We start from the raw sequence: 16,482 nt of genomic DNA on the forward strand, positions 1-16,482 counted from the left end.
ATACTTAGAATAAGGAAAGCTAAAAGACATAGGAGGCAACATATTGATACAAAAACATACGAGTAAAAACGGTCTTAGAGTTGTACTAGAAAATATTCCATCTGTTCGATCCGTAACAATCGGTATTTGGGTCTTAACTGGATCAAGGAATGAGAATGAAGCTAATAATGGTATTTCTCATTTTCTAGAACATATGTTTTTTAAGGGTACAGAGACAAGATCTGCTACGGATATTGCGGAAGCATTTGACTCAATCGGTGGCCAAGTCAATGCATTCACTTCCAAGGAATATACTTGTTACTATGCAAAAGTTATTGATACGCATAAGGAGTACGCATTAGAAATTTTAGCAGATATGTTTTTTAATTCTTCTTTTGATGAAGAAGAGATGGAACGAGAAAAAAAGGTTGTTTATGAAGAAATAAAAATGTATGAAGATACGCCAGATGATATAGTACACGATATTTTAGCCCGCGCTTCCTATGGTGAACATCCGTTAGGGTACCCAATTCTTGGTACGGAAAAACAGCTTAAGACATTTAAGCCTCAAACGCTTAGAAACTATATTAAGGAACGCTATACACCAGAAAATGTCGTTGTTTCTGTTGCTGGAAATGTTGATGAATCATTTATTGGTAAGGTCGAAAGTTATTTTGGTGCTTACGAATCAACCAATAATCCACAATCTATTTCTGAGCCTGCTTTTATGGCGAATCATATCGAACGAAACAAAGATACCGAGCAAGCTCATTTATGTATTGGATATAATGGAATAGCTGTAGGTCATGAAAATATTTACAGTCTTGTCATTATGAACAATGTCCTAGGAGGAAGTATGAGTTCACGGTTATTCCAAGAGGTAAGAGAAAAACAAGGTTTGGCTTATTCCGTTTTTTCATACCACTCATCATTCTTGGATAGTGGAATGCTCACCATATATGCTGGAACAGGTAAGGATCAATTATCTTTATTAAAAGATACGATCGAAAAAACAACGGAAACATTAATAGCTAATGGATTATCTGATAAAGAATTAAAAAATAGTAAAGAGCAATTAAAGGGAAGTTTAATGTTAAGCTTAGAAAGCACGAACAGTCGAATGAGTCGTAACGGGAAGAATGAATTATTGTTAAAACGACATCGTACATTGGATGAAATGATTACGGAGATTGATGCGGTAAACCATGCATCCATTCAAGAAGTAATAAAGCAAATATTCGATAACACTCCATCAACCGCATTAATTGCCCCAAAAGTATTAACTTAAATTGCCTATGTTTAAACATAGGCTTTTTTTATGTTGCATATACATGAAGTAAGAAGGTAAATGGAGGCTAAAATATGCGGTATAAAGACATTAGCGGGAAGGAAATTGTCAATGTCAAACATGGTTCGAGACTAGGCATATTAGGTCAAACGGATTTAGAAATCGATGAAAGAACAGGTCAAATTGAATCATTTATATTGCCTAATTATAAATGGTTCGGCTTAAAAAAAGAAGGTGGAGAAACGAAAATCTATTGGAATTCGATTACCAAAATTGGTGAAGACATGATCATGATTGATGTAGATTAATCCCAACAGAGACATTTACTGACTTCACTAAATCTTAAAAGAGAATATGTCATTCAGGAGGAGTTGAACTTTCAACTGTTTGCAAAAAAGGCTAGTTTCCGGTAATAAGGATACTAGCCTTTTTTGTCGTTTTTCTTAACTACCATTCACTAATAGGCTCTTCAAACATAAGCTATAAAGAAAGTGTTATTTGAGAAGTGGTAAAATCTTTCGAGTAAATTATTCCATTTTGTATAAACACAAAGATACACAGTTGTTTGGAGGGTGTTTAAAGAATGAAACGATTAATAGCAGTGATAGGTGGAGATGCAAGATATTTGGAACTCATTCGTCAGTTAAAAAGGTTACCAGATACAGAAATTATGCTTATTGGCTATGATAAATTAGAACAAGGATTTACGGGATTAAATCAAATGGATTTTGCTGACCTGGAATTAAGTAAGTTGGATGTTGTCATTTTACCTATAACTGGGACTGATAAGGAGGGCAATGTTGAGACCGTTTTTTCAGACCAAGATATCTTATTAACGAAAGAGTGGTTTCGGAATTTAAAGCAATCAGCAATAGTTTTTACTGGTATTACAAATGAATATCTAACGAATGTAACAACGGAAACAAATACCGAGTTAATTCCATTATTAGACCGTGATGATGTTGCTATTTATAATTCTATTCCAACTGCAGAAGGAACTATTATGATGGCGATTGAACATACAGATTACACGATTCATTCCTCTCGAGTATTAGTAACAGGCTTTGGCAGAGTTGGCAATACGGTAGCTAATAAATTTTCTGCACTTGGTGCAAAAGTATCTGTTGCTGCTAGAAGTATTAAGGACATTGCTCGAATAACAGAAATGGGACTATCAGCAATTCCTTTAGATGATCTTGCTAATTACACGAGTCAGTGTGACATTTTAATTAATACAATACCGGCACCAATAATTAATAAGGACTCCATTCAACAACTTCCATCACATGCTTTCATAATTGATTTAGCATCAAAACCAGGTGGAACAGATTTTGAGTTTGCTAAACAGAGAGGCATAAAGGCAATTTTATCACGAAGTTTGCCTAGTATTGTTGCGCCAAAAACGGCTGGAAAAATATTAGCCGATGTTATCACGCAAATTTTAAATGATCGGAAGGAGTTAGATGTATGAATCTAAAAGGAAAACGAATTGGCTTTGGTTTTACAGGTTCACATTGCACGTATGATGATGTTTTTCCACAGTTAGAACGACTTATGGAGACAGGTGCTGAAGTTGTACCAATTGTTTCCTATACAGTAAGGAATACAGATACTAAATTCGGAAAAGCAGAAGATCACATTGAAAAGATTGAATCAATTACCGGAAAACGAGTGATATCTACCATGCCAGAAGCAGAGCCATTAGGTCCTAAGTACCCTTTAGATTGTATGGTAATTGCGCCATTAACTGGTAATTCGTTAAGTAAGCTGGCCAATGCTTTGACAGATTCTCCACCGCTAATGGCAGCAAAAGCTACTATGCGAAATCAAAATCCAGTCGTTTTAGGTATTTCAACAAATGATGCACTAGGTTTAAATGGTGTAAATTTAATGCGCTTAATGGCTAGTAAATATATTTACTTTATACCTTATGGTCAAGATGATCCATATAAAAAGCCAAACTCACTCGTTGCTAAAATGGACTTATTACCAGAAGCAATAGAAGCTGCATTGGATAGAAATCAATTACAACCTGTAATTGTTCCTCATTTAAACTAAATGTGATAAAATTAGTATTTATGATAGATTATAGTTTTATTTCGCGTGTAACGTGAAATAAAGTCCCAATTCAAGACTTTGAACTTTGAGGAAACATAAATGTTCCATTCGTTCAAGGGCATTTAGGTCATACCTTTGCGGTACAAAATTCAGTGAGGATAGAGAAACGCAGACTAAACCCGCCACTTCCTGTGGCAACGTCTGCATGACCTACATTCTGTAGACTTAGCACCCCACTGAATGAAGGTTCAATTTATTGTAGTACGAGAAAGGAGTAGGCACTATGGCTGAAAGAAAAGAGTATAATATAGCAGTAGTTGGAGCAACAGGTGCAGTAGGAGAAAAAATTGTAACATTATTAGAGGAAAAAGATTTTCCAATAAATGAATTAAAACTTCTTTCTTCCAAACGATCAGCAGGTAAAAAACTGATATTCAAAAATGAAGAAATTACCGTAGAAGAAGCAACAGATGATAGTTTTAAAGGTGTCGACATTGCTTTATTCTCTGCTGGAGGTAGTGTGTCAAAGCGATTTGCACCATCAGCAGTTAAACAAGGAGCTGTTGTTGTAGATAATACGAGTGCATATCGTATGGATGAAAACGTTCCATTAGTTGTTCCTGAAGTAAACGAAGCGGATATTGCAACACATCAAGGTATTATTGCAAACCCTAATTGTTCTACGATTCAAATGGTCACTGCGTTAAAACCAATCCAAGATAAATTTGGTTTATCACGTGTAATTGTTTCAACGTATCAAGCTGTTTCTGGAGCAGGAAATCAAGCAAATGTAGAATTAGAAAAGCAATCAAAACAATTTTTAAATGGGGAAGAAATGCAAGCTGAAATACTACCTGTAAAGGGAGATAAAAAACATTATCCGATTGCCTTTAATGCATTACCACAAATCGATGTATTTCAAGAGAATGGATATACGTTCGAAGAAATGAAGATGATTAATGAGACAAAAAAGATAATGCATGCACCGGAATTGGCAGTAATAGCAACTTGCGTAAGATTACCATTTTTCACTTCCCATGCCGAAAGTGTTTATATTGAAGTAAATAAAGATGGATTGTCGGTAGAAGATTTGTGGAAGGTTCTTGGGGAAGCAGAGGGTGTTATTTTAGAAGATGATCCTCGTACGCAGACTTATCCAACACCAATAAGTGCAGCAAATAAGGAAGAAGTTTTTGTAGGTCGTGTAAGAAAAGACTTAGATCACGAAAATGGCTTTCATTTGTGGGTTGTCTCAGATAATTTAATAAAAGGCGCCGCATGGAATTCTGTTCAAATTGCCCAAAGACTAATAGCAAATAATTGGTTATAATTTCTTTTTTATTTGGCTCTTTTCGCATAGCTTGTTGCTAATTCTAGCGTATAGTATATTTCCATAGCAGTTTTCTGGGCGAAGTTATGCCACAGTTTATATAAATTACTAAGATTCTTTTGCTTGATAAAAGCAACAACCTTTCAGAAAAACAGCCTTTAAAAAATCTAGTTAAATTAAGGTAGAGGTGTAATAATGTGCAGATATTAGTTCAAAAATTTGGCGGGACTTCTGTACAAAATGAAAAAAGTAGATGCCATGTATTAAAGCATATAAAAATAGCCCTATCAAATAATCTTAAACTAGTTGTCGTAGTGTCTGCACTAGGTAGAAGTCCAGATCCATACGCTACAGATACCCTTTTAAAGCTTGTAAACTTTCCTGCAAATTATAATTCCAAACGAGAATTGGATTTACTCATGTCATGTGGTGAAACAATTGCTTCCGTAGTACTATCAAATGAATTACAAAAAAATCATATTGATGCAATTGCTTTAACGGGATCACAGGCAGGATTTGTAACAAATATGGATTATAATAGAGCGAAAATAAAAAGTGTAAATCCAAAACGCATACAAAATGAATTGAGAACACGTGATGTTGTAGTTGTAGCAGGGTTTCAGGGACAAACAGAAACAGGTGAAATTACAACTATCGGGCGTGGTGGAAGTGATACATCTGCGGTAGCTCTTGGTGCAGCATTAGATGCAGAAAGAGTTGAAATTTTCACGGATGTAAATGGGATTATGACTGCAGACCCTCGCGTAGTTAAATCTGCTCAACCATTAGATGTGGTAACGTACACAGAAATTTGCAACTTGGCGTATCAAGGTGCAAAAGTTATACACCCAAGGGCTGTGGAGATCGCAATGCAGGCGAAAATCCCGATTCGGGTCAGGTCTACTTATGCTCAAGATGGTGGAACACTTGTCACCGGTTCAAGAACAAAACAATTTGATCAGGAGATTTCAGATCGGCCTGTAACTGGAATTGCACACATGTCATCCATCACGCAATTAAAAGTTCATACAAAAGAGGAAGCTTATCGTTATCAATCGGAAGTTTTCAAATCAATGGCTGATGCAGGTATATCTGTTGATTTTATAAATATTTCACCAACTGGTGTTATTTATACCGTTCCAAATATGTTAGCGAATCGAGCGGTAGAGGTATTGGAAATGCTCGGCTTCCATCCTGAGGTTACAGCAAATTGTGCCAAGGTGTCTGTGGTTGGTGCAGGTATGACTGGGATTCCTGGCATTGCTTCTCAAATTGTTAAGGCGTTAACAAACGAAGGAGTGCAAATCCTACAATCTGCAGATAGTCATACAACAATCTGGGTTCTTATTCATGAAAAAGACCTTATTACTGCTGTAAATGCTTTGCACGATGTATTCAAGTTGAGTAAAATAAATATGAAAGTTCAGGATTTTATAATAGAAAGGTGAATGTAAATGGATTTCGGTAAGGTTCTTACAGCAATGATTACACCCTTTGAACAGGACGGTAATATTGATTTAGAAAAAACAAGTGAATTAGTTGAACATTTATTAGAAAATGGAACAGATGGTCTAGTAATTGCCGGTACAACAGGTGAATCTCCAACTTTGTCAACGGATGAGAAAGTGAAATTATTTAAACATGTTGTAGACGTTGTTAATAAAAGGGTGCCAGTAATTGCTGGAACTGGTAGCAATAATACCGCAGCTTCCATTGCATTAACGAAAAAAGCACAAGAATGTGGTGTTGATGGAGTTATGTTGGTTGCACCATACTATAATAAGCCTAACCAACGTGGTTTGTATGAGCATTTTCTTTCGGTAGCAAAAGAAACTACATTACCAGTTATGCTCTATAATATCCCAGGGAGATCTGTGGTGAAAATGTCTGCTGAAACAATTATTCGTCTAAGTAAAATAGACAATATTGTATCTGTAAAAGAAGCAAGTGGTGATTTAGATCAAGTTGCTGAAATAATTGAAAAAACAGATGACGACTTTACTTTATACTCTGGTGATGACGGTTTAACTCTCCCAATGTTAGCTGTTGGTGCTGATGGAGTTGTATCTGTTGCTTCTCATATAATTGGAACTGAAATGCAGACAATGATTAATTCTTTCCTCGCTGGTGATAATAAGGAAGCTGCGACACTGCACCGTAAATTATTACCAATAATGAACAGCTTATTCCGTTCACCGTCGCCAACTCCTGTAAAGACGGCATTACGTCTTAAAGGATTAGATGTTGGTGGTGTACGATTACCATTGGTGCCGTTAACGGAAGAAGAAGTAAACGAATTAAAAGATATTTTAGAATAAAAGGATAAGAAAAGATATCGGTTAGTTACCGATATCTTTCTTTTATGCATGTATTGAACATTTTACGATAATACTACTTTTATAACGTAAAAGGGAGTGTCGTTTTATGGACAAAGACATGGAAAAAAAAGAAACTAAACCACAAGAGGATCAATCATCAAACCCATCATCTTTGGTGCAAAAGATACAATCATTAGGACAAACTAATGTACCACAGGCACCTGATTCTAATATACATGTACTATCGATAGTTGGACAAATTGAAGGTCATATTCAACTACCTCCACAAAATAAAACTACCAAGTATGAGCATTTACTACCTCAATTAGTTGCAATTGAACAAAACCCTAAAATAGAGGGTTTGGTAATATTGCTCAACACGGTAGGTGGAGATGTTGAAGCGGGACTAGCCCTATCTGAAATGATTTCATCTTTATCCAAACCAACCGTTTCTATCGTATTAGGTGGAGGTCATTCTATAGGGGTACCAATTGCAGTTTCAGCTAATCATTCATTCATCGTTCCTACAGCAACCATGACAATACATCCTGTTCGATTAACTGGTCTTGTTATAGGTGTTCCACAGACATTTGAGTATTTGGACAAGATGCAAGAAAGAGTGATAAATTTTGTTATAAGTCACTCCAATATTAAAGAGGAAAAATTTAAAGATTTAATGTTTGCTAAAGGAAATTTAACACGGGATATCGGAACGAATGTTGTGGGTAATGATGCTGTTGATTTTGGGTTAATTGATGGCGTTGGTGGTGTTAAAGAAGCCATGGAAAAGGTCAATGAACTAATTAATAGTACAAAAAGTAGCCAGCAGGAGGTTATCCAATGATTTTATATACACCGTTATCTGAATCAGATATTTTCCCTCATGATCCTGGAGAGAGTAATAACCGAGAATGTATTTCCTATAACGGGAAGCAAGTTTTTGTAGAAAGAAACAATGACGGTACGTATCAATTACTTCAATTGTTATCTACAAACCCCCAGGATTTTTTAGATGCTAATTACACACCTGGTACATTATTAAAATAAGGAAAAGTTATTTCTCAAGTATTATTAAAAGAAGAATATATGTTATACTAAAAATAATGACTACTAAGAGTAAACCCTTGCCTATTTCCTGGTAAGGGTTTACTCTGCTCTATATACTGTTCGACTATAACAGAGGTGAAATTATGGCTAAAAAACGAAAAAAAAGAAAAAGCAAATTGAAAAAACAAGTTAAATTTGAGTTGTTGGGACTCTTATTTATATTTCTAGCTATTTTCGGAAGTGGTGCTAGTGTCATTAGTGATGGTGCTATCCCAGGTGGACTAGAACATATTTTTAGATTCGTTTTAGGGATCTGGTATTTTGTTGCATCTATATTTCTACTAATTACTGGCGTTATTCTAGTTGTGAAGCGGCGTTATCCAAACTTTGGCCATAAGAAAATGATAGGGTTCTATATTTTCTTTGTTGGTATTTTACTTTTAACACATATACAGACGATGGAGAGTTTAATGGTTACTTCTACAGATACATCAATTATTAAAGCTACTTGGAATAACTTTTTCGCTTTCATCAATGGACAAGGTACAGCAGCTCAAACTGGTGGGGGCATGCTTGGAGCGTTTATGTTTGCCTTTTGTTACTATTTATTTTCATCAGTTGGAGCAGGAATAATTGTTTTCTTTTCTCTAATTATTGGACTCATTTTTCTTACAGAGTTTTCAATAGGAGACTTTTTCTCTCAAACGATGAAAAAATGGAAAGAACTCGTACATAAACTAAAAGACAAGTGGCAGGAGTCTCGTAGCAAAAAGAAAGAAATAGATACAGAGATTGATGTAAAAGATTTTATGGAGCAAGAACAGATTACATCTACGGAACCAGATATTCAGGATTTTCCAGATGTAACCTATGCGTTTGATAGTAACAACCAAACTGGTCCTAAAGAAGCAGTGGATGAAAATAATAAGAGTGATACGGAAAGTGATGCATTGGACGAGGGGTTACTACAAAATCTACCAATGACGGAACCTGAAAACTATGAATATATCCTCCCGTCGCCAACATTATTAGCTGAACCAACAGTGAACTCACAGCACCAGGAGAAGTCGCAAATTCAAGCAACAGTAAAAAAGTTGGAAAAAACATTTCATAGTTTTGGAGTAAAGGCGAGAGTAACAAAGGTAAATGTTGGACCTGCTGTTACGAAATATGAAGTTTATCCAGAAGCTGGAGTAAAGGTTAGTAAAATAGTTAATTTACATGATGATTTGGCACTTGCACTAGCTGCAAAGGATATTCGAATTGAGGCACCGATACCAGGTAAATCTGCTGTCGGAATTGAGGTTCCCAATAATGAAGTTGCTATGGTTTCTTTAAGAGAGGTACTAGATAGTATTGTGCACAACCAGTCATCTAAGCTATTATTCGCATTAGGTCGAGACATCTCTGGTGATGCCGTGGTAGCAGAATTAAATAAAATGCCACATTTACTAATTGCTGGGGCAACGGGTAGTGGGAAAAGTGTTTGTGTAAACGGAATAATAACTACCATTTTAATGCGTGCAAAACCACATGAAGTTAAGATGATGATGATAGATCCTAAAAAGGTTGAATTAAATGTATATAATGGGATCCCACACCTTCTTGCACCTGTAGTTACGGATCCTAAGAAAGCATCACAAGCATTGAAAAAAGTAGTTGCTGAGATGGAAAGAAGATATGAGTTATTTTCAGATACAGGAACTCGAAACATTGAAGGTTATAACGAATATATTCGCAAATATAATCAAACAGCCGAGGAATCTGAGGCTCAACCTAATCTACCTTACATTGTTGTTCTCGTTGATGAGTTAGCCGACCTCATGATGGTTGCTTCTAGTGATGTGGAAGATTCCATTACGAGACTTGCTCAAATGGCGCGTGCTGCAGGAATTCATTTAATTATTGCTACACAGCGTCCTTCAGTAGATGTCATTACTGGTGTTATTAAAGCCAATATTCCATCTAGAATAGCATTTAGCGTTTCATCAGCTACAGATTCTCGGACAATCTTAGATTCCGGAGGAGCTGAGAAATTATTAGGGCGGGGAGATATGCTATTTGTACCAGTTGGTGCTTCTAAACCTACACGTGTACAAGGGGCATTTCTTTCAGATGAAGAAGTGGAAAGAATTGTTGATCATTGTATTGAACAACAAAAAGCATCGTATCAAGAGGAAATGATACCTGAAGATGTAAGTGAAACGCAAATGGAAGTCGACGATGAATTATATGATGACGCAGTACAGATGATTATTGAAATGCAGAGTGCAAGCGTCTCCATGCTACAACGTAGATTTAGAATTGGATATACGAGGGCTGCAAGGCTAATTGATGCGATGGAGGATCGAGGAATTGTAGGACCTTATGAAGGAAGTAAACCAAGAACGGTATTAGTCTCTCAGGTAAGTGAAGAGAAGTCCTCATAGTTACGAGTATTAATGTGAATTCTAATAAGAATATAGAAATGGACAGTTAATTTGAATAACTCATTCAGATTTTAATTGTCCATTTTTTATGAATATTCTCCTACAAATTACGACATTTTTTTATGAATTTATAGAGAAATTTGTCATTTAACTATTTATTTATTACTAGAAAAATGATATGCTTATTGAGGCAAAAATAGTCAAACGTCAGAGGTCAGATCTCTCTGGAAATATACAAATGTAATTAGGGGGGATTTCATGTCGATCAAGGCCGATTCACGTCACTTATATCTCCAAGTTATAGATGAAATTAAACGTGATATTGAAAACGGTTCCTATAAAGCAAAACAAAAATTGCCTTCAGAATTTGAATTAGCCAAAAACTTAGGGGTATCAAGAGCCACGTTAAGAGAAGCTTTACGAATTCTGGAAGAAGATAATGTAGTAACTAGACGACATGGTGTAGGAACATTTGTAAATCAAAAACCAATGTTTTCATCAGGGATTGAACAGTTAACAAGTGTTACAGATATGATTGAACAATTCGGAAAGAACCCTGGATCTTATTATTTATCAACTGATATTGTCGATCCAACAGAAGAAGAACGAATTACATTTTCGCCAAAAAATATTAAAACACTTGCAATGATTGAAAGAGTACGTACTGCTGATGACCATCCGGTTGTTTTTTGTATTGATAAGGTTCCAGAAGGGTACATTCCTCTAGATCAATTGAAGAATGAAGATTCATTATTTAAATTAATGGAAGAACATGCAAACAAACGTGTCACTTATGCTGTTACATACATTGAACCAATTAGCTATCATGAACGTATTTATAAAATTTTAAATTGTAACCCGGAGCAACCTTTATTACTCCTTAAGCAGATGCATTATACGGAAGACGATGAACCAGTTTTATATTCATCTAACTACTTCCGTTCTGATGTATTTAGTTTTTACGTTTTAAGAAAGCGCTTGTAATCGATTTCTATCATTCATTTTAGGAGGTGATTGCAACAGAGGAAGAATACGAAGTTTTATTTATCACAAGATAATAGGGAATTAGATTAAAAGGAGGCAATTACATTGAAAAAGTTTACATTATTATTCGCATTATTATTAAGTCTAGGAATGTTATTAGCAGCTTGTGGCGGTGCTGAAGATGAAGATAACGCCAACGAAGGTAACAATGGCGACGGTGCAGCTAATGAAGAAGAAGCTGGTGATTTCAGTGCAGCCATGGTAACAGATATTGGTGGAGTTGACGATAAGTCGTTCAACCAGTCTGCTTGGGAAGGATTGAAAGCATGGGGAGAGGAAAACGGTTTTTCTAAAGGAGAAGGCTTCGATTATGCTCAATCAAATGATAAATCTGAATATATTCCAAACCTTAGCCGTCTAGTGCGTGATGAGTATGATCTAATTTTTGGTATAGGTTTTGAATTGAAAGAGGACTTACAAAAAATTGCTGATCAAAATCCAGACACTAACTTCGCTTTAGTTGATGATATGATTGACGCTCCAAATGGTGTTAGTATCACATTTAAAGAACATATTGGTTCATTCTTAGTTGGAGTGGCAGCAGCACATAAAACGAGTACAAACAAACTTGGTTTTGTTGGTGGAATTGATTCACCGCTAATCAATAAATTCGAATCTGGATTTATTGCGGGTGCGAAATCTGTAAACCCGGATATTGAAATTGAAGTAGAATATGCTGCTTCTTTCGGTGATGCCGCTAAAGGTAAAATCATTGCTTCGACAATGTATGATAACGGGATTGATATCATTTACCATGCTTCTGGTGGTACTGGAAATGGTGTGTTTAACCAAGCAAAAGATATTAAACAAAATGATCCAGACCGTGATATTTGGGTAATTGGTGTTGACCGTGACCAGTATGAAGAAGGTGCAATCGGTGACCATAATGTAACACTAACTTCAATGGTTAAACGTGTTGACGTTGCGGTTCAAGAAGTAACCAATCAAGCAATGAATGGTGAATTTCCTGGTGGAAAAACACTTGAATTTGGCCTTGAAGAAGACGGAATTGACGTAGCTACAACAAACTCAGAAGCCATGACTGAAGAAATTATTAATGCAGTTCAAGAATGGGAAGATAAAATACTAGATGGTGAAGTTGAAGTACCTCAAACGCGTGAAGAAACAGAAGCGTTTATTGATGCACTTTAAGATGCATATGGAAAAGGCTGAGTTACTCAGCCTTTTCTACTCAATAAAATCTTCAACTGAAGAGGATACGATGCTGTCCTTTTCATTTGGTGATTTTATATATTTATAATTTTATTTTTCTCCAAAAAGGGGTGAGTGTTACGTGGATTATGTAATAGAAATGTTGAATATACGAAAAGAGTTTCCTGGTATTGTTGCAAACGATAACATTACAGTTCAAGTGAAAAAGGGGGAAATTCATGCGCTACTCGGTGAGAATGGTGCAGGTAAATCAACCTTAATGAATGTTTTATTCGGATTGTATCAGCCGGAAAAAGGGGAAATTCGCGTAAAAGGGGAAAAGGTACATATAACCAACCCTAATATCGCAAATGACTTAGGAATTGGTATGGTACATCAGCATTTTATGTTAGTTGAGCCTTTTACGGTTACTCAAAATATTATTTTAGGTAGTGAACCAAAAACAAAAATGGGTAACATCAATACAAAAAAGGCAGAAAAAGAGATTCAAGAACTCTCTGATCGATATGGTTTAAAAGTAGATCCGACTGCGAAAATAAGTGACATTTCAGTAGGAATGCAACAGCGTGTAGAGATTCTAAAAACACTTTATCGTGGTGCTGATGTATTAATTTTTGATGAACCTACCGCTGTTTTAACACCACAAGAAATAAATGAGTTAATGGAAATTATGCGTTCGCTAGTGAATGAGGGTAAGTCAATTATCTTAATTACTCATAAACTAAAAGAGATTATGGAAGTGTGTGATCAATGTACGGTTATTCGAAAAGGTAAAGGGATAGGTACAGTTGATGTAGCAAACACAACTACTAATGAATTAGCTTCTTTAATGGTTGGAAGAGAAGTGAGCTTCCATACCGAGAAGAAGAAAGCAGAACCGAAAGAAACAGTTCTTACAATTAACAATCTCTTTGTAAAAGATGTGAGAAAAGTAGATTTAGTTAAAGGATTGGATCTTGAAATAAAGGCTGGAGAAATCGTAGGTATCGCTGGAATTGATGGTAATGGGCAAACGGAATTAATAGAAGCTTTGACAGGTCTAAGAAAATCAACTTCTGGTTCCATTACATTAAATGGAAAAGACCTTACAAATAAGAGTCCGAGAAAAGTAACGGAAAGTGGAGTAGGACATATTCCACAGGACCGCCACAAATATGGGCTTGTTCTTGATTATCCAATTGGTGCAAATATCGTACTTCAAACTTATTATCAAAAACCTTATTCAAAAGCTTCGGTCTTAAACTACAAAGAGATATATGATAAGGCGAGAAAGCTAATAAAGGAATATGATGTTCGTACTCCAAGTGAAAATACGCCAGCACGTGCTCTTTCTGGTGGGAATCAACAAAAAGCTATCATTGGTCGTGAAGTAGACCGTTCACCTGATTTATTAATTGCTGCACAGCCAACAAGGGGTCTTGATGTAGGAGCAATTGAATTTATTCATAAAAAATTAATCGAAGAACGAGATAAAGGAAAGGCTGTTTTACTTATTTCGTTTGAACTGGATGAAATATTGGATGTTAGTGATCGAATAGCGGTTATGTTTGATGGTAAAATTGTTGCCAATGTTAATCCAGAGGATACAACTGAGCAAGAATTAGGTCTATTAATGGCTGGAAGTCAGGTTAGTAAGGCAGGTGAGTCCCATGACAGCAAATAATAAATTATTCGGGATTTTGGTTCCTATTATATCAGTTATATTAGGTTTAATTGTTGGAGCAATTATCATGCTTATATCCGGTCATAACCCAATTGAGGCTTATGCTTCACTTTGGGCTGGTGCGTTTGGTGACGCTTTTACTTTAGGAGAAACGATAAGACGCATAACACCATTAATATTAACTGGTTTAGCAGTTGCGTTTGCATTTAAATCAGGATTATTTAATATTGGAGCGGAAGGACAAGTAATCGTTGGTTGGCTAGCTGCCGTTTGGGTTGGGTTAGCAATAGATGCGCCAATGATTATCCATTTGCCACTAGCCATTATCATGGGAGCAATTGCTGGTGGACTTTGGGGATTTATCCCAGGATTACTTAAAGCAAAGATTGGTGTACACGAAGTAATCGTTACGATCATGTTAAATTATATAGCCTTATTTAGCACGAATGCTATTATTAGAAGTGTATTAACAGAACAAAGTACTACTACAGATCATATTGCACCTACTGCTTCCCTTGCTTCAGAGTGGTTACAAAGCTTAACATACTTCTCTAGAATGCACTATGGGATATTAATTGCTGTATTTGCTGCAGTGATTATGTGGTTTTTAATTGAAAGGACGACTATCGGTTATGAACTAAAAGCAGTTGGATTTAACCAACATGCCTCAAAGTATGCTGGTATGAATGTAAGTAAAAACATCATTCTATCTATGGTTATTGCTGGTGGTTTTGCTGGTTTAGCTGGAGCAATGGAAGGGTTAGGAACTTATGGAACCATCTCTGTCATGTCTGGATTTACTAATTTAGGATTTGATGGAATTGCTGTTGCTTTATTAGGTGCTAATAATCCTTTCGGTGTTATTCTAGCTGCTATTCTTTTCGGAGTACTAAAAGAAGGCGCAGGTGAGATGCCTACAGGTGCGGGGGTTCCAACTGAACTAGTAGATATTATTATTGCATTAATTATTTTCTTTGTGGCATCAAGCTATTTAATTCGTTGGATATTACTTCGCTTTAAAAAGGAGGGGGATAAGTGATGGATTTACTACAGTCAATTATTCCAACAGTTTTGTTTTATTCTGCACCCTTAATATTGACAGCTTTGGGCGGAGTATTCAGTGAACGATCTGGAGTAGTAAATATTGGTTTAGAAGGCTTAATGGTTATGGGAGCCTTTGTTGGAATCGTATTCAACCTGGCATTTGCTGATGTTTTTGGTGCTTGGACACCTTGGCTATCTATTATTGTTGCTGCACTTGTTTCTGCTGCGTTTTCAATTATCCATGCAGTAGCATCTGTCTCATTACAAGCGAATCAGGTTGTGAGTGGTGTTGCGATTAATATGTTGGCATTGGGAATAGGTATTTATTTAACAAAAGTATGGTACGGAAAAGGGCAAACTGACATGGTCCAACAACCGTTTTATACGCAAGATCTTGGATTTCTAGCTAATATACCTATAATCGGACCAATTTTCTTCCAGGGCATTTATGTTACATCATATGTCGCCATTATTTTAGCTTTTGTTGCTTGGTATGTACTATATAAAACCCCATTTGGTTTGCGACTTCGAGCGGTGGGAGAGCATCCGATGGCGGCTGATACAAATGGGATTAGTGTTACGAAAATGCGGTATATTGCTGTTCTTTTATCCGGCGCTTTAGGAGGTCTAGGTGGTTCGGTGTTTGCGTTAACTATCGTATCTAACTTTTCACACTCAACAATCGTTGGACAAGGGTTTATGGCTTTAGCTGCGGTTATTTTCGGAAAATGGCACCCACTTGGAGCGATGGGTGCAGCATTGTTTTTCGGATTTGCACAAAGTTTAAGTGTAGTAGGTGGAAGTGTGCCGATATTACAAGATATTCCTGAAGTATTCTTGTTAATCGCACCATACGTACTTACAATTCTAGCACTTGCAGGATTTATCGGTCGTGCAGAAGCTCCACGTGCTAACGGTGTACCATATATTAAAGGTAGTCGATAAAGTTAAAAAACTGATTTGCATCTTATTGCAAATCAGTTTTTTTATGGTCTAGCGTACAATGTCAAATACTTTTTTCAAGTTTTTGAGTAACTCTAATACACCTACCGCAATTTCAAAATTTTTACAAGTAGCATTTAACCAAGTTTATTATAAAATAGGCTCCA

Annotated in this window: 15 protein-coding genes; all 15 read left to right on the forward strand. The window is 36.1% G+C overall.

What is annotated here, in order from left to right; all coding sequences use genetic code 11:
* Positions 1–43 precede the first annotated feature (43 nt).
* On the forward strand, positions 44–1,267 hold the full coding sequence (locus tag ACFSTA_RS06280; RefSeq protein WP_377555743.1) for a M16 family metallopeptidase: 1,224 nt from the start codon (positions 44–46) through the stop codon (positions 1,265–1,267).
* A gap of 74 nt (positions 1,268–1,341) precedes the next feature.
* Positions 1,342–1,575: a YlmC/YmxH family sporulation protein gene (locus tag ACFSTA_RS06285; protein WP_377555744.1), complete on the forward strand. Its 234-nt coding sequence runs from the start codon at positions 1,342–1,344 to the stop codon at positions 1,573–1,575.
* Positions 1,576–1,850: 275 nt separating this feature from the next.
* A complete protein-coding gene (gene dpaA, locus ACFSTA_RS06290) occupies positions 1,851–2,738 on the forward strand; it encodes a dipicolinic acid synthetase subunit A (RefSeq protein ID WP_377555745.1) in 888 nt (295 codons plus the stop codon).
* Positions 2,735–3,325 carry a dipicolinate synthase subunit B gene (dpaB, locus tag ACFSTA_RS06295; protein ID WP_377555746.1) on the forward strand — a complete coding sequence of 197 codons (591 nt, stop codon included), beginning with the start codon at positions 2,735–2,737 and terminating at the stop codon, positions 3,323–3,325. The genes dpaA and dpaB overlap by 4 nt, the downstream gene beginning before the upstream one ends.
* 283 nt (positions 3,326–3,608) lie before the next feature.
* Positions 3,609–4,655 carry an aspartate-semialdehyde dehydrogenase gene (gene asd, locus ACFSTA_RS06300; RefSeq protein ID WP_377555748.1) on the forward strand — a complete coding sequence of 349 codons (1,047 nt, stop codon included), beginning with the start codon at positions 3,609–3,611 and terminating at the stop codon, positions 4,653–4,655.
* Between the two features lie 197 nt (positions 4,656–4,852).
* Positions 4,853–6,103, forward strand: a complete 1,251-nt coding sequence (gene dapG / locus ACFSTA_RS06305) for an aspartate kinase (protein ID WP_377555749.1) — start codon at positions 4,853–4,855, stop codon at positions 6,101–6,103.
* Between the two features lie 6 nt (positions 6,104–6,109).
* Positions 6,110–6,973, forward strand: coding sequence for a 4-hydroxy-tetrahydrodipicolinate synthase (gene dapA, locus ACFSTA_RS06310; RefSeq protein WP_377555750.1), 864 nt, complete (start codon positions 6,110–6,112; stop codon positions 6,971–6,973).
* A gap of 106 nt (positions 6,974–7,079) precedes the next feature.
* Complete coding sequence (locus ACFSTA_RS06315; RefSeq protein ID WP_377555751.1) at positions 7,080–7,817, forward strand: ClpP family protease; 738 nt, start codon at positions 7,080–7,082, stop codon at positions 7,815–7,817.
* The gene (locus tag ACFSTA_RS06320) at positions 7,814–8,020 is read left to right on the forward strand and encodes a YlzJ-like family protein (RefSeq protein WP_377555752.1); all 207 of its coding nucleotides are present in this window, start codon (positions 7,814–7,816) and stop codon (positions 8,018–8,020) included. Before ACFSTA_RS06315 ends, ACFSTA_RS06320 begins: the two co-directional genes overlap by 4 nt.
* Positions 8,021–8,163: 143 nt before the next feature.
* Positions 8,164–10,449 carry an FtsK/SpoIIIE family DNA translocase gene (locus ACFSTA_RS06325; RefSeq protein ID WP_377555753.1) on the forward strand — a complete coding sequence of 762 codons (2,286 nt, stop codon included), beginning with the start codon at positions 8,164–8,166 and terminating at the stop codon, positions 10,447–10,449.
* Between the two features lie 258 nt (positions 10,450–10,707).
* On the forward strand, positions 10,708–11,433 hold the full coding sequence (locus tag ACFSTA_RS06330) for a GntR family transcriptional regulator (RefSeq protein WP_377555754.1): 726 nt from the start codon (positions 10,708–10,710) through the stop codon (positions 11,431–11,433).
* A gap of 105 nt (positions 11,434–11,538) precedes the next feature.
* Positions 11,539–12,645 (forward strand): BMP family lipoprotein, encoded by a 1,107-nt coding sequence (locus ACFSTA_RS06335; RefSeq protein WP_377555755.1) that lies wholly within the window; start codon positions 11,539–11,541, stop codon positions 12,643–12,645.
* 142 nt (positions 12,646–12,787) lie between these two features.
* Positions 12,788–14,329, forward strand: coding sequence for an ABC transporter ATP-binding protein (locus tag ACFSTA_RS06340; protein WP_377555756.1), 1,542 nt, complete (start codon positions 12,788–12,790; stop codon positions 14,327–14,329).
* Positions 14,316–15,368 carry an ABC transporter permease gene (locus ACFSTA_RS06345; protein WP_377555757.1) on the forward strand — a complete coding sequence of 351 codons (1,053 nt, stop codon included), beginning with the start codon at positions 14,316–14,318 and terminating at the stop codon, positions 15,366–15,368. The genes ACFSTA_RS06340 and ACFSTA_RS06345 overlap by 14 nt, the downstream gene beginning before the upstream one ends.
* Positions 15,365–16,318, forward strand: coding sequence for an ABC transporter permease (locus ACFSTA_RS06350; RefSeq protein ID WP_377555758.1), 954 nt, complete (start codon positions 15,365–15,367; stop codon positions 16,316–16,318). Before ACFSTA_RS06345 ends, ACFSTA_RS06350 begins: the two co-directional genes overlap by 4 nt.
* Positions 16,319–16,482 lie beyond the last annotated feature (164 nt).

The organism is Ornithinibacillus salinisoli, assembly GCF_042684965.1.
GTDB lineage: Bacteria > Bacillota > Bacilli > Bacillales > Amphibacillaceae > Ornithinibacillus > Ornithinibacillus salinisoli.

What these genes read in the sequence shown, in the direction of transcription:
- ACFSTA_RS06285 (WP_377555744.1), top strand. Translation starts at nt 1,342, where the DNA reads ATGCGGTATAAAGACATTAGCGGGAAGGAAATTGTCAATGTCAAACAT.
- dpaA (WP_377555745.1), top strand. Translation starts at nt 1,851, where the DNA reads ATGAAACGATTAATAGCAGTGATAGGTGGAGATGCAAGATATTTGGAA.
- dpaB (WP_377555746.1), top strand. Translation starts at nt 2,735, where the DNA reads ATGAATCTAAAAGGAAAACGAATTGGCTTTGGTTTTACAGGTTCACAT.
- asd (WP_377555748.1), top strand. Translation starts at nt 3,609, where the DNA reads ATGGCTGAAAGAAAAGAGTATAATATAGCAGTAGTTGGAGCAACAGGT.
- dapA (WP_377555750.1), top strand. Translation starts at nt 6,110, where the DNA reads ATGGATTTCGGTAAGGTTCTTACAGCAATGATTACACCCTTTGAACAG.
- ACFSTA_RS06315 (WP_377555751.1), top strand. Translation starts at nt 7,080, where the DNA reads ATGGACAAAGACATGGAAAAAAAAGAAACTAAACCACAAGAGGATCAA.
- ACFSTA_RS06320 (WP_377555752.1), top strand. Translation starts at nt 7,814, where the DNA reads ATGATTTTATATACACCGTTATCTGAATCAGATATTTTCCCTCATGAT.
- ACFSTA_RS06325 (WP_377555753.1), top strand. Translation starts at nt 8,164, where the DNA reads ATGGCTAAAAAACGAAAAAAAAGAAAAAGCAAATTGAAAAAACAAGTT.
- ACFSTA_RS06330 (WP_377555754.1), top strand. Translation starts at nt 10,708, where the DNA reads ATGTCGATCAAGGCCGATTCACGTCACTTATATCTCCAAGTTATAGAT.
- ACFSTA_RS06345 (WP_377555757.1), top strand. Translation starts at nt 14,316, where the DNA reads ATGACAGCAAATAATAAATTATTCGGGATTTTGGTTCCTATTATATCA.